General features: G+C 34.9%; 19 protein-coding genes and 1 pseudogene. 16 read left to right on the top strand and 4 right to left on the bottom strand.

Annotated features, from left to right (window positions below; genetic code table 11):
* The first annotated feature begins 6 nt into the window (after nt 1-6).
* The 8 genes from comGC (at nt 7) to JFU54_RS10570 (ending at nt 3,572) form a co-directional block, all read left to right on the top strand.
* A complete protein-coding gene (gene comGC / locus JFU54_RS10535) occupies nt 7-306 on the top strand; it encodes a competence type IV pilus major pilin ComGC (RefSeq protein ID WP_002088623.1) in 300 nt (99 codons plus the stop codon).
* The gene (gene comGD / locus JFU54_RS10540; RefSeq protein WP_002088622.1) at nt 303-758 is read left to right on the top strand and encodes a competence type IV pilus minor pilin ComGD; all 456 of its coding nucleotides are present in this window, start codon (nt 303-305) and stop codon (nt 756-758) included. The genes comGC and comGD overlap by 4 nt, the downstream gene beginning before the upstream one ends.
* Nucleotides 751-1,047: a hypothetical protein gene (locus JFU54_RS10545; protein ID WP_002088621.1), complete on the top strand. Its 297-nt coding sequence runs from the start codon at nt 751-753 to the stop codon at nt 1,045-1,047. Before comGD ends, JFU54_RS10545 begins: the two co-directional genes overlap by 8 nt.
* Nucleotides 1,031-1,492, top strand: a complete 462-nt coding sequence (gene comGF / locus JFU54_RS10550; protein WP_002088620.1) for a competence type IV pilus minor pilin ComGF — start codon at nt 1,031-1,033, stop codon at nt 1,490-1,492. Before JFU54_RS10545 ends, comGF begins: the two co-directional genes overlap by 17 nt.
* Entirely contained in the window at nt 1,489-1,860 is a 372-nt protein-coding gene (comGG, locus tag JFU54_RS10555; protein WP_201038878.1) for a competence type IV pilus minor pilin ComGG, read from the top strand. Before comGF ends, comGG begins: the two co-directional genes overlap by 4 nt.
* Before the next feature lie 173 nt (nt 1,861-2,033).
* On the top strand, nt 2,034-2,684 hold the full coding sequence (locus JFU54_RS10560) for a prolyl hydroxylase family protein (protein WP_201064369.1): 651 nt from the start codon (nt 2,034-2,036) through the stop codon (nt 2,682-2,684).
* A gap of 151 nt (nt 2,685-2,835) precedes the next feature.
* Nucleotides 2,836-3,333, top strand: coding sequence for a shikimate kinase (locus JFU54_RS10565; protein ID WP_201038879.1), 498 nt, complete (start codon nt 2,836-2,838; stop codon nt 3,331-3,333).
* 38 nt (nt 3,334-3,371) lie between these two features.
* Nucleotides 3,372-3,572: a YqzE family protein gene (locus tag JFU54_RS10570; RefSeq protein WP_002015009.1), complete on the top strand. Its 201-nt coding sequence runs from the start codon at nt 3,372-3,374 to the stop codon at nt 3,570-3,572.
* A 66-nt stretch (nt 3,573-3,638) separates the two neighbouring features.
* Here JFU54_RS10570 and JFU54_RS10575 read toward each other — a convergent pair whose 3' ends face one another.
* Both JFU54_RS10575 and JFU54_RS30195 read right to left on the bottom strand, forming a co-directional pair.
* Entirely contained in the window at nt 3,639-4,274 is a 636-nt protein-coding gene (locus JFU54_RS10575; protein ID WP_002015010.1) for a VC0807 family protein, read from the bottom strand.
* Nucleotides 4,275-4,401: 127 nt separating this feature from the next.
* Nucleotides 4,402-4,519 (bottom strand): annotated as a pseudogene (locus JFU54_RS30195) (GTP pyrophosphokinase).
* A 71-nt stretch (nt 4,520-4,590) separates the two neighbouring features.
* On the opposite strand from JFU54_RS30195, the gene JFU54_RS10580 reads away from it, so the two are divergent.
* On the top strand, nt 4,591-4,818 hold the full coding sequence (locus tag JFU54_RS10580) for a hypothetical protein (RefSeq protein ID WP_000032698.1): 228 nt from the start codon (nt 4,591-4,593) through the stop codon (nt 4,816-4,818).
* 98 nt (nt 4,819-4,916) lie between these two features.
* Complete coding sequence (locus JFU54_RS30080) at nt 4,917-5,048, top strand: hypothetical protein (protein ID WP_002088613.1); 132 nt, start codon at nt 4,917-4,919, stop codon at nt 5,046-5,048.
* 49 nt (nt 5,049-5,097) lie between these two features.
* On the opposite strand, the gene JFU54_RS10585 is transcribed toward JFU54_RS30080, so the two are convergent.
* Nucleotides 5,098-5,892 carry a YqhG family protein gene (locus JFU54_RS10585; protein WP_002138323.1) on the bottom strand — a complete coding sequence of 265 codons (795 nt, stop codon included), beginning with the start codon at nt 5,890-5,892 and terminating at the stop codon, nt 5,098-5,100.
* Nucleotides 5,879-7,561 (bottom strand): DEAD/DEAH box helicase, encoded by a 1,683-nt coding sequence (locus JFU54_RS10590; RefSeq protein WP_002015016.1) that lies wholly within the window; start codon nt 7,559-7,561, stop codon nt 5,879-5,881. The genes JFU54_RS10585 and JFU54_RS10590 overlap by 14 nt, the downstream gene beginning before the upstream one ends.
* Before the next feature lie 391 nt (nt 7,562-7,952).
* Here JFU54_RS10590 and gcvT point away from each other — a divergent pair, with 391 nt between their 5' ends.
* From gcvT to JFU54_RS10620, 6 genes are all read left to right on the top strand, one after another.
* Entirely contained in the window at nt 7,953-9,053 is a 1,101-nt protein-coding gene (gene gcvT / locus JFU54_RS10595; RefSeq protein ID WP_002034013.1) for a glycine cleavage system aminomethyltransferase GcvT, read from the top strand.
* Between the two features lie 20 nt (nt 9,054-9,073).
* Nucleotides 9,074-10,417 (top strand): aminomethyl-transferring glycine dehydrogenase subunit 1, encoded by a 1,344-nt coding sequence (gene gcvPA, locus JFU54_RS10600; protein WP_002143124.1) that lies wholly within the window; start codon nt 9,074-9,076, stop codon nt 10,415-10,417.
* A complete protein-coding gene (gene gcvPB / locus JFU54_RS10605; RefSeq protein ID WP_201064370.1) occupies nt 10,414-11,889 on the top strand; it encodes an aminomethyl-transferring glycine dehydrogenase subunit 2 in 1,476 nt (491 codons plus the stop codon). The genes gcvPA and gcvPB overlap by 4 nt, the downstream gene beginning before the upstream one ends.
* 282 nt (nt 11,890-12,171) lie before the next feature.
* Nucleotides 12,172-12,375: a DUF3929 family protein gene (locus JFU54_RS10610; protein WP_000262495.1), complete on the top strand. Its 204-nt coding sequence runs from the start codon at nt 12,172-12,174 to the stop codon at nt 12,373-12,375.
* 70 nt (nt 12,376-12,445) lie between these two features.
* Nucleotides 12,446-12,637 (top strand): hypothetical protein, encoded by a 192-nt coding sequence (locus tag JFU54_RS10615; RefSeq protein ID WP_002088608.1) that lies wholly within the window; start codon nt 12,446-12,448, stop codon nt 12,635-12,637.
* A gap of 118 nt (nt 12,638-12,755) precedes the next feature.
* The gene (locus JFU54_RS10620) at nt 12,756-13,130 is read left to right on the top strand and encodes a GntR family transcriptional regulator (RefSeq protein WP_088040145.1); all 375 of its coding nucleotides are present in this window, start codon (nt 12,756-12,758) and stop codon (nt 13,128-13,130) included.
* Nucleotides 13,131-13,133: the final 3 nt, after the last annotated feature.

Below are 13,133 nucleotides of genomic sequence, written 5' to 3' on the forward strand. Positions count from 1 at the left end.
ATTTACATGCAGAATGAGGAGGGTTTTACTCTTTTAGAAATGTTATTAGTTATGGTTGTCATAACTGTATTATTACTATTAATTATTCCAAATGTAGTTACACAGCGCTCATCCGTCCAAGGAAAAGGATGTGCAGCCTATGTGAAATCTATAGAAGCACAAATACAAGCATATCACTTGCAACATAATAAGATTCCATCAATAGAGGAACTTGAAACAGGAAAGTATATTACTTCAAAAACTTGTCCGAAAGGTGAACCAATCCATATTTCCGATGATGGTACGGTATCAGCTGGGAAATCGTGAAGCAAAAAGGTTTTACTCTTTTAGAAATGCTACTTGTCTTATTTGCTATTTCTGTACTGAGTGTTGTTACGCATTTTAACGTTACTTCATTACATGAAAAACAAAAAGTTGAGCAGTTTTTGAAACAGTTTTCAAATGATATTTTGTATATGCAGCAGTTAGCGATTAAGCGTCAAAAACATTATACGTTACGCTGGTTTAAAGAGAAACATATGTATTATATTTCGGAATCGGAGACAGACCTATTAATTGTTAAGAGAGAATATGATAAAGATGTCCAAATGGATTTGCATACCTTTCCAAATCCAATGACATATAATCCGAGCGGGAATATTAATAGGGGTGGTACGATTTTACTTTCCTATCGAGGGTATAAATATGAGATTGTATTTCAGCTTGGAAGAGGGAGATTTACGTATCGTGAAGTGTCAAAAAGGATCAGTAATGGTTGAAATGGTTGTAGCGTTAAGTTTAATAATGATGGCGGCATCATTATTGCTCCCGCAAACATTATTAATTATGCAAGAAAGAAAAAATATAAAAATGAGCTATAAAGCATTAATATTATTAAAAAAAGAAGCGGCCTTATTTAAGTATGAGAATGAGGAAAAGCGAGTAAAAGAGCAAGTCATAAAAGGAATTGTATATTACACATATTGGAGAGGAGATGAAGTTTGTACGATGTGGAAAGATATGAGAGGAAAAGCGATGGAGCAATGCCTTTATGCAAAGGAAAAATAAAAAAGAAGCGGGATTTACATTAATAGAAATGATTGCATGTTTGTTGCTTTTATCAATGTTCTTTTTACTTTTACCGCGTCTTCATATTATGGGGATAGAAAATACACATTCAAAAGGATTAAATGACTGGGAGTGGGATGTGTTTTTAGGACAAATGCAATTAGAGTTTCGTGAAGTATTAAGTGGGAGGAAGATAGAGCTAGAAAACGGTGGGAATATTTTACGCTTCCAACTTCGTAATGGTGATCAGGTGACGTATGAAAAGTTGAATAGTAATTTAATAAGAAAAGTAAATATGCGCGGAAGGGAATTTATATTACAAAGGATTGAAGCGATTTCGTATAAATTAACACCTCATTTGTTATATATATATGTGAAAGATATAAGTGGTGAAATATATGAAGGCGTGGCTGTGCGCTATAGTGAAATTGAGATAGAAACATGAGAAAACAAGATGGATTTGTAATGCCAGGAACAATTATTTTTCTTATTTTATTCATTTCATTTTCGATGTACGAAACGAATATGTTACTTTCGGATAAAAAATTTTATTCTGAAATAGAACAAAGTTTTTTCATGGAGGAACTTGTTGATCGAGCTATTTCAGATATAAAAAGAGACTTACAGCAAAAAGAAAAAGAGGATGTTTTTTTATTTCAGTATGAAAGAGGAGAAGTGAGTGGAAAGTACGTCTTTGAAAATGATGTTATTATCATTTCGTTGCAATGTGTTACAAAACAGAGAGTTTTCTATACAGTGAGCTTTCGGTATAGGGAAAAGGATAATAAAATATTTGATTGGGTAGAAGGATAATATGTAAAATATATGGAGAAGAACCATGAGTTTCTATTGTGGAGGGAGTCAATTTCTTTGAGGAAAGGGATAAGAACGATGTTCAAAAGTTTAAATTTTCTCAAAAAAGAGAAAGGTAGAAAGAATATGATATATTCATGCTATCCAATCATTTTTTCTAGGGAGATAAGAAAATGACAAATAACAATCAAATAGGTGAAAGTAAGGAACAAACTATTTTTGATCATAAAGGAAATACGATTATGACAGAGGATAGGGAAATACAAATTATTTCAAAATTCGAAGAACCTCTTATTGTTGTATTAGCAAATGTATTAAGTGATGAAGAGTGCGCTAAATTGATTGAATTGTCTAAAAATAATATGAAACGTTCTAAAGTTGGTTCATCACGTGATGTAAATGATATTCGAACGAGTAGTGGTGCATTTTTGGAAGAGAATGAACTTACTTCGAAGATTGAAAAACGAATTTCATCTATCACGAATGTTCCTGTAGCGCATGGAGAAGGATTGCACATTTTAAATTATGAAGTGGATCAAGAATATAAAGCGCACTATGATTATTTTGCAGAACATAGCAGGTCAGCTGCTAATAATCGTATAAGTACTCTTGTGATGTACTTAAATGATGTAGAAGAAGGCGGAGAAACATTCTTTCCGAAATTAAATCTTTCTGTACACCCTAGAAAGGGAATGGCAGTATACTTTGAGTACTTTTATCAAGATCAATCACTAAATGAGCTTACGTTACATGGAGGGGCACCTGTTACGAAGGGTGAGAAATGGATTGCAACGCAGTGGGTGAGAAGAGGTACTTATAAGTAAAAGTGAGCCAGCTTGTTTGATTACGAAAAAATAGTGAGTATGTTACGTTTTGTTCTTCATAGCATAAGAAGAACAAAACGTTTTTTTATTAAATAAAGTAACATTTTTCGTTATAATAACAAATAATAACGGATGATTGAGAGGAACGAAAATGAAATCTATATACATAACTGGCTATATGGGAGCTGGGAAAACAACAATTGGAAAAGTGTTAAGTAAAGAACTTCATATGGATGTTGTAGATACAGACCAAAAAATTGAAGAGAAGCAAGAGAAGGCAATTCGTGATATTTTTGCCGAAGAAGGCGAAATGACTTTTCGGGAATATGAAAGTGAAATGTTACGTTCACTACCGGTTCAGAATGTAATTATTACAACGGGTGGAGGGATTATTGAACGAGCGGAAAATCGAAAGTGGATGAAGGAAAATGGAACTGTTGTGTATTTATATTGCGATCCACATGTAATTGCAGAAAGGCTTCGTGAAGATACGACACGTCCACTATTTCAGAAGAAAGATATAGATGCATTTATAACGAAATTTGAATCGCGCCGAGCTTATTATGAAGAGGCTGATATTCATATCGATACGACAAATAAGTCGGTAAAGCAAATTATGAATGAATTAAAGCAAAAGATTAATGAATAAAAAAGTGGACATACTAATCAAGTAGAGGTGATGATAATATGTCTACTAATGATTATGTACGCTTTGTGACACAGCAATTTGTGTCATATATGGATGCTCCAAAAGAGGATCGAAAACAACAGAAACAACAACGTCGTGCGGAGAAAGAGCCATTCTTAAATAAATGGTTTGGTGTTATGCCACTGAGCGCTGCTTTGTTTTATCGAAATGTAAAAAATAAAAGAAAAAAATCAAGCTAACTTTTTCGTAATATGTCTGGCAAAATAAAGATCCCCTAGTGCAACAAGCTGCTAGGGGATCTTTATTTATTGTTGCACAGATTCTTTTTCTTCAGTAACCGCATGTATCTTATTATTTACCCATACAAACCCTATTCCGATGCAAATAGAAATACCCCAGCCAACAGCGGTCATAATAGCTCTCATTTCACCATATCCATCTACACCGAAAACAGAGATGAAATAGATTTTCAAGAAGCTTTTTAATATAAATTGAAGGCCGAAAAATAGTGTTAAATATTGCAGTGCTGGATATATACGACTATCACGATAAAGCTCACGACTTTTATCACGATCATGACCTTGCAGTGCTGAAATATCCGCTGCGAAATATAACATAAGTGGTTTTTTTATAAAGATTGTACATATAACGATGCAGCCAAGTACGATATGATAATATGCATCATTCCATAGCATTCGTTCCGCTGATCCAGATATTAAGTCTACCGTTGTATTAGAAATGAGTGTAATTAAAATAAAGAACCCTGTAACGTTAAACTGTTTTTCTTTTTTAAAGGTATACAGTGTATAAATAATCCCCGGAACAGAGGAAATTAACATTGCGTAATAAGGATCGATATAAGGTTTTGCAAATTTCCAAATGAGGAATGGGAATACGAGATAAAAGACAAGATCTAATATAGCTTTTTTATTTTGATTCATACAAATCCTCCTTAAGTCATACATATATTTTATAATATAATTTCTGAAAATTGTATAAGGTTTAATAAAAAAAGAAAAGTAGATGATTAGTAGATTAAAAAAATTGTCCCTAGCGTAGTAAGTTTTTTTAGTATATAATAAAGGAAACGCTTTCATTTTTTGATTTGTTCACAAAATGGATGGAAAATCACATATTTACTATTGATATGTTACTTTATAATGAAACTAATTAAATATACATGCATACAATATTGTGAAATAAATAACATAAATAATCTATATAAATGTAAACGTTATCAAAAGAGAGGTGGAGACAATGAGTAAATTTTTCTTCAATCATAATCCAGCAACATTAGAGGATGGAAGACTGGTTAAGTATGCTGAAATTATTTATGGAGAAGGTGGCCGTTCTGTATTAGAAAATTTAATGGTGAAGGCATCTATCAGATTACGTGATCGTTATCCGAATAAATCTGACGAACAGATCTCGAACCTCGTAAATCAAGGCATCCATGATATGTTTCAAAAATACGTGAATGAGTAAGAGCAGCTACTGGCTGCTCTTATTTTTTTGTATAAGGATTGTGCCTCTAGCTGAAAATAAAGATGCATTTTGAAACATGCAAAAAGGAGGCGAAAAAGATGAGTAATGGAATTGGTCGTTCAAAAGAGAATCTTCCAACTGATGCAAACCATGTAAGTGCAAAGGATCGTGCATATCAGAAACGTATGACAGAGAAAAAACAGCAAGAGCGTAATGAAGATAGAGAATAGGCTGGGAACATATCTTAAAAGAAGCTCCTTCAATCTGAAGGAGCTTTCTTTAAGATAGAAAATGATTTGCGGTAACATAAAAGAGACCACCGTTTATAATTTGTATTGTAATGCGTGGTTCGTATTGTTCTTGTAATGCTTGCTTTTCAATTTCATAGCTTTCTGGAAGTTCATCGCTATCTTCGTAAAATCGATTTAAAAGGTCTAAATCGTGATTCCAACGCACTCTCGCTTCTTTTGCCCACGTATGGTCATCTTCTGCGATTATATTTTTTAAAGCATCCTCTATACGTTGTAAGCCACTTTGTGGCTTAATGATAGGTGAGAGGGTAAAACAAAAGTCAGGTATTTTCGGTGTGAGTTTGATCTCTGCTAAAGTGTCATGAAAGTTTGCAATCATTGTCCCGGAAATAAGATGAATACCGATGGAATGAAGTATGTCTTTTTTTCGGTCGCATTGATAAGATACTTTTATATTTACACCAAGCCAAGGATGAAGGGGGGTATGAGTTGCACCGCTATGTTTCACTTCCTCATATAAACGTATGTATGAACCTAGTTCTTTTGTTGTTTCAAATATTTGATGCAAACGGGGTGAACCGTAATGAATAAGTTCACCGTCGTTTTCTTCGTTTTCTGGATTTGTAATAAGAGTAAGGCGCATCGGGTTCGGAACGCCTCCTGTTTTTTCAAGATAGTGCCAATAGAAAGGGCGGTTCATTAATAATTTATCCATTTCAATTGTTAACTGCACGTCTAATAGGTGAGGGGAACGTTCTAAAATTTCGCAGTTATTCGCCTCAAAAAAATTATATAAGTAATTATGAATTTCATTTTGCTGCATAGTCTTGCACCTCTGCTTCATTGCGCTTCGCAAAATCGATAATAGATGTTAAATTTTCCATCTTGATTCGAATTTCACCTTCGCTTTTTGACTGCGCGAAAATTTCTTGAATATGCGCATCAATATTTTTCATGTTGATTCTCGTTAAAATTTCATCGAGTTCACCGATTACACGTTCAAATAAATTAATTTTTTCATATAGTAGTTTTAAAATGTGCTCTTCAACAGTGTGCTTTGTTGCTAAGTTATAAATATGAACATCATTTTTTTGTCCAAGACGGTGAATACGTCCAATCCTTTGCTCGAGTCGCATTGGATTCCACGGTAAGTCGTAATTAATCATATGGCTACAAAATTGTAAGTTAATTCCTTCACCACCAGCTTCGGTCGCAATTAATACTTGGGCATGATTTTGGAAAAGCTCCTTCATCCAATCTTTCTTCCCGCGCTTAAATCCACCGCGAAATGGAACAGAGGAAATGCCATGTTGTTGTAAGAACCATTGTAAATACATTTGTGAAGCTCTATATTCAGTGAAGATAATGACTTTATCGTCAACTTCTTTTATAAGCTCTAGTGCTTTATTTGCTTTGGAGTTGAACGGAATATGATTAATTTTGTCCATCAGCACATCAATATGTGGGTCCTTTATGTAGTGCTCATTTTCTTTCTGTCTTTTTTCTACATGTTTTTTTAATGAATAGTAAACAGCTTCACGACTACTACATGCTTCCCGTTTTAAAGTTAAGGATGAGAAAGCAGATGTGACGGCATCTTGTCCACGCCAATTTTCAATTTCATTATACAAAGCTTGTTCTTCTTCATTGAATTCAACGAAGATTGTTCGTACATGCCTCTTCGGCCAATCAATGCCAGTGTTATTGCGTCTATTTCGAACCATTACTTTATTGATAAGAGCTTTTAAATCTTCATCGGATTCAGTGGAACGATTTTTGGAAGCGTAATATTCTTCAAAATTAGATTGATTGCCTAAATGACCTGGTTTTAATAAAGAAACGAGGTTGAAGATTTCATCGATTTTATTTTGAACAGGAGTTGCAGTTAGTAATAAACAAAACTTCTTTTTTAATCGCTGTGCAAATTCATAGTTTTTTGTTTTATTATTTTTTAGTTTATGTGCTTCATCGATAATAATAAGGTCATACTCTAGGTTTAAAACGATATCGCGATGCGGTGAACGTTTCGCAGTATCGATTGATGAAACGATGACATCAGCTTGTTCCCAAGAATAACTTTTCTTTTGAGCGACCGCAGGAATAAAAAATTTTGTGTTTAGTTCATACGCCCACTGAGATACGAGAGAAGCTGGAACGAGAATGAGTACCTTTTTTACAAGTCCTCGAACCATATATTCTTTTAAAATAAGTCCAGCTTCAATCGTTTTTCCAAGTCCGACTTCGTCTGCTAGAATCGCTTTACCATTCATTTGTTCAATGACATTTTGAGCGACCTCTAATTGATGTGGAAGCGGCGTGAAATGTGATAAATGTTTCGGTGCTTGCAATCCATCAAAAGTAGGGACGAGTAACGATTTCTCTGTTTTATAAGCTAAATGATATAAATCCCAATTTGTCCAAGGACCATCTTCATCAATTCTTTTTAAAAAATTGTTTTGCCACGTTCGATCTACGGAAATATCGACATTCATTAAGACTCTCCCACCTTTTATAAACTAAAGTGATTATTTAAAAAATCTTTATTATAAGCCTCGTAATAAGGCGCTATCACAATTACTAAAAGTTAAAGAATAGGCAATGATAAAGGGCTAAATTTCAAAATTTGTATTTAATAAGATTAAGAATGAAAAATTCTAAATTATTTTTTATGCTAGAATATTGATGAAATATAGCGAATAATGTTAGGATAATGGTGTGAAATGTGTGGAATCTTTCGTATTTTATCCAAGAAAGTAACTTTTTATTTACGCTTTCATAAAAAAATATACTGAGATTCCGTATAACCTTATCTTTTCAGAATGAAAATGTTTAGATATGGGAAGCAACTTTTATTGATTTGTCAGAGCATAAGGGGGAAAGAGCATGATTACATTACAACGTACACCGTTATTTGATGTATACGCGAAGTATGGTGGGAAAACAGTCGACTTCGGTGGTTGGGAATTACCAGTTCAATTTTCAAGCATTAAAGAGGAACATGAAGCTGTACGTACAGGAGCAGGTTTGTTCGATGTATCTCATATGGGAGAAGTAGAGGTAAAAGGTGTAGATAGTTTAGCATTTTTACAACGTGTTGTTACAAATGACGTATCTACCTTAAAGGTAGGGGGCGCACAATATACAGCTATGTGCTATGAAAATGGTGGCACAGTAGATGATTTATTAATCTACAAACGTGGTGAAGAAGACTATTTATTAGTAATCAATGCGTCAAATATCGAGAAAGATTACGAATGGTTAGCTAGCCATGTAATTGGCGATGCGAAAGTAGTCAATGTTTCTAGTGAAGTTGCGCAGCTTGCAATTCAAGGACCAAAAGCAGAAGGCATTTTACAAAAAGTTGTGTCAGAAGATTTGAAAGAAATTAAGTTCTTTAAATTTAAAAATAATATTCTTGTAGATGGAATTCCTGCACTTGTATCTCGTACAGGTTACACAGGTGAAGATGGATTCGAAATTTACTGTAAGAGTGAAGATGCAGCAAAACTTTGGGAGAAACTTCTTGAAGTGGGAGCAGAAGAGGGCTTAAAACCATGTGGCTTAGGTGCTCGTGATACACTTCGCTTCGAAGCAACACTTCCGTTATACGGACAGGAGTTATCAAAAGATATTACACCGATTGAAGCGGGAATTGGCTTTGCGGTAAAACCAAATAAAGAAGCAGATTTCTTTGGAAAAGAAACGTTAAAAGAGCAAAAAGAAAACGGTGCATCTCGTAAATTAGTCGGCATCGAAGTAATCGAGCGCGGTATTCCTCGTACGCATTACCCTGTATTTATAGGAGAAGAAAAAATCGGGGAAGTAACGAGTGGTACACAATCTCCAACGTTAAAGAAAAGCATTGGTTTAGCACTAATTGATGTAAAATACGCAGCAGTTGATACAGAAGTAGAAATTGAAATTCGTAATAAACGCGTCAAAGCAGTAGTTGTTCCAACACCATTTTATAAACGTTCAAAGTAACGGGGAGAGGGGTAGATTTCATGTTGCATCGTTATCTTCCAATGACAGAAGAAGACAAAAAAGAAATGTTACAAACGATCGGCGTTCAAACGATCGACGAATTATTCTCTGATATTCCAGAGAGTGTTCGTTTTAAAGGGGATTTAAAAATTAAAGAAGCAAAATCAGAGCCAGAGCTTTTAAAAGAGTTATCTCAAATGGCTAGTAAAAATGCTAATTTAAAAGAATATGCTTCTTTCTTAGGAGCAGGTGTATACGATCATTACGCTCCAGTAATTGTTGATCATGTTATTTCTCGTTCAGAGTTTTATACAGCTTACACACCATACCAACCAGAAATTTCACAAGGGGAATTACAAGCAATTTTTGAATTCCAAACAATGATTTGTGAATTAACAGGAATGGATGTAGCAAACTCTTCTATGTATGACGGAGGTACAGCTTTAGCTGAAGCGGCAATGCTAGCAGCTGGTCATACTCGCAAAAAGAAAATTCTTGTTTCAGCGGCAGTTCATCCAGAATCAAGAGCGGTACTTGAAACATATGCAAAAGGTCAAAATCTAGAAGTTGTTGAAATTGATCATAAAAACGGTGTAACAGATTTAGAAGTATTACAAAGTGAAGTAGATGATACAGTTGCTTGTGTAATCGTTCAATATCCAAACTTCTTCGGACAAGTGGAAAAGTTAGCTGATATCGAAAAAATCGTTCATCAACAAAAATCATTATTTATCGTTTCTTCAAATCCATTATCATTAGGCGCATTAACACCGCCAGGAAAATTCGGTGCTGATGTTGTAATCGGTGATGCACAACCATTCGGTATCCCAACGCAGTTTGGTGGACCGCACTGTGGTTACTTTGCAACAACGAAAGCATTTATGCGTAAAATTCCAGGACGTCTTGTCGGACAAACTGTAGATTCAGATGGTAAACGTGGATTTGTATTAACGTTACAAGCACGTGAACAGCATATTCGTCGTGATAAAGCGACGTCTAACATTTGTTCAAACCAAGCGTTAAATGCATTAGCAGCTTCTGTTGCAATGACGGCACTTGGCAAACAAGGTGTAAAAGAAATGGCACGTCAAAACATTTCTAAAGCACAATATGCAAAACGTCAATTTGAAGCGAAAGGTTTCACAGTAACGTTCGCTGGACCATTCTTTAATGAATTTGTTGTAGATTGTAAACGTCCAGTTAAAGAAATAAATGATGTATTAATACAAAAGAATATTATCGGTGGTTACGACCTAGGCCGTGATTATAAAGAGCATGAAGACCATATGCTTGTAGCGGTAACAGAGCTTCGTACAAAAGAGGAAATTGACACACTTGTAAACGAAATGGGGGCTATCCAATGAAGAACCAAGACCAAGCACTTATTTTTGAAGTGACTAAAGAAGGACGCGTAGGATATAGCTTACCCAAATTAGATGTAGAAGAAGTAAAATTAGAAAATGTGTTTGAGAGTGATTATATTCGAGTAGAAGATGCAGAGCTTCCAGAAGTATCTGAACTTGATATTATGCGCCATTACACAGCGCTTTCAAACCGTAACCACGGTGTGGATTCTGGATTCTATCCACTTGGGTCTTGTACGATGAAATATAATCCGAAAATTAATGAAAACGTAGCTCGTTTCGCAGGCTTTGCAAATATTCATCCACTTCAAGATGAAAAAACAGTGCAAGGTGCAATGGAATTAATGTATGACTTACAAGAACATTTAATTGAAATTACAGGTATGGATACTGTTACGTTACAACCAGCAGCTGGTGCACACGGAGAATGGACAGGATTAATGTTGATTCGTGCATATCATGAAGCGAACGGTGACTTTAACCGTACGAAAGTAATTGTTCCTGACTCTGCTCACGGAACAAACCCGGCGTCTGCAACAGTAGCTGGTTTTGAAACAATTACTGTGAAATCAAATGAACATGGTCTTGTTGACTTAGATGATTTAAAACGTGTTGTAAACGAAGAAACAGCAGCACTTATGTTAACAAATCCAAATACATTAGGCCTATTCGAAGAAAATATTTTAGAAATGGCAGAAATCGTCCATAACGCAGGCGGTAAATTATACTATGATGGTGCAAACTTAAATGCGGTATTAAGCCAAGCACGCCCAGGAGATATGGGATTTGACGTTGTGCATTTAAATCTTCATAAAACATTTACAGGTCCGCATGGCGGCGGTGGCCCAGGTTCTGGTCCAGTAGGTGTGAAAGCTGATTTAATTCCGTACTTACCAAAACCGATTTTAGAGAAAACAGAAAATGGCTATCACTTCAACTATGATCGTCCAGAAGCAATTGGGCGTGTGAAACCATTCTATGGTAACTTCGGAATTAACGTTCGTGCATACACATATATTCGTTCTATGGGCCCAGATGGCTTGCGTGCAGTAACTGAGTATGCTGTATTAAATGCGAACTATATGATGAGAAGATTAGCACCATTCTATGATCTTCCGTTCGATAGACATTGCAAGCATGAATTTGTATTATCAGGTCGTCGTCAAAAGAAACTTGGTGTACGTACATTAGATATTGCAAAACGTCTGCTTGATTTCGGTTACCATCCACCAACAATTTACTTCCCATTAAATGTGGAAGAATGTATTATGATTGAGCCAACAGAAACAGAATCAAAAGAAACATTAGATGGTTTCATTGATAAGATGATTCAAATTGCTAAAGAGGTAGAAGAAAATCCAGAAGTTGTACAAGAAGCACCACATACAACAGTAATAAAACGTTTAGATGAAACATTGGCTGCTCGTAAACCAGTTTTACGTTATGAAAAGCTAGCACCTGTACAAGTGTGATTGCAAAAAAAGAACTCGCTACATGCGGGTTCTTTTTTTTGCAAAATTGGTGTGGCTAGAATGAAAAAATGTTGAAAATTTATATTTTTTGTTTCATATTGCTGTAAAGATGCGGTTTTATAGGTGATTTTGTTGAAAAAGTCGGTTTGATAAAAGTATTTATTTTTGTTAGAATTTTATTGAAATTAAGAAGATGTGATGAGGTAGAAATTACTCATTTTTATGTATATGTGAAAAAACGAGCAAGACGGGGGTGGAAGCGTGGGATATCGATGTTATAGAATGGTATACCATTTAGAAAATGGAGAAACAATTAAAGATGTAAAAGAATTTTGTTACCGTGACCAAGGGAAAGTGTTAGAAAGAGTAGCACACCGTGTAATGGATAATAGAGAAGTGACAGCGATTGATAAACAAGGAACAATCATTTCAATAGCGTGTGAGGACATTGTAAAGGTAGAACTTGATTACATAACAGAAAGTTAACCTTGAGTCATATCGAATTATTCGATACAATATACTGTTGAATGGTGAAGAGAGAAGAGAGGAGTTTATCATGGGTAATACACGACACTTTTATATGTTTATTTTAGCGTTTGTTCTTGTTGTGGCGTTAACGATTTATTTAATTGTTGATAGCAGCTGGTACAATACAGTTCATCCAGCATTCCTTCTTTTTATGTATGTAGGAATTGCGGTTGTTAGTTTCGGAATGAGAGACGAAATGTTAGATCGCTTTGAAAAGTGATACATATACGAAAGACCAACAGGAAAATATTGGTCTTTTTTTCTTGCCAAAAATAGGATATTGTGTATATACTGTGTATATAAAGTATATACAGTATATACACAAACTGGAGGAAAACATGAATATTATTATTTCGAATTCTTCCCAAGACCCTATTTATGTGCAAATAAGAAAACAATTAAGCCAGCTTATTTTAAATGGTGGTTTAAAGGGTGGAGACCAATTACCGTCTATTCGTAGCTTAGCGAAGGAATTACAAATTAGTGTAATTACAACGAAGCGTGCATACGAGGAGCTTGAAAAAGAAGGATATATAGAAACTGTTGCTGGGAAGGGGACTTATGTTTCACGTAAAAATAATGAACTATTAAAAGAGCAGCGGCTACGTCTATTGGAAAGTAAAGTAGAAGAGATTGTGAATGAAAGTAAAGTGTTGCAGCTTTCACTTGAAGATTTACAGCAGATGATTGCGTGTTTATATGAGGGGGAATAAGGG

Source organism: Bacillus sp. TH19 (assembly GCF_016651075.1).
GTDB classification, from domain to species: Bacteria; Bacillota; Bacilli; order Bacillales; family Bacillaceae_G; genus Bacillus_A; species Bacillus_A mycoides.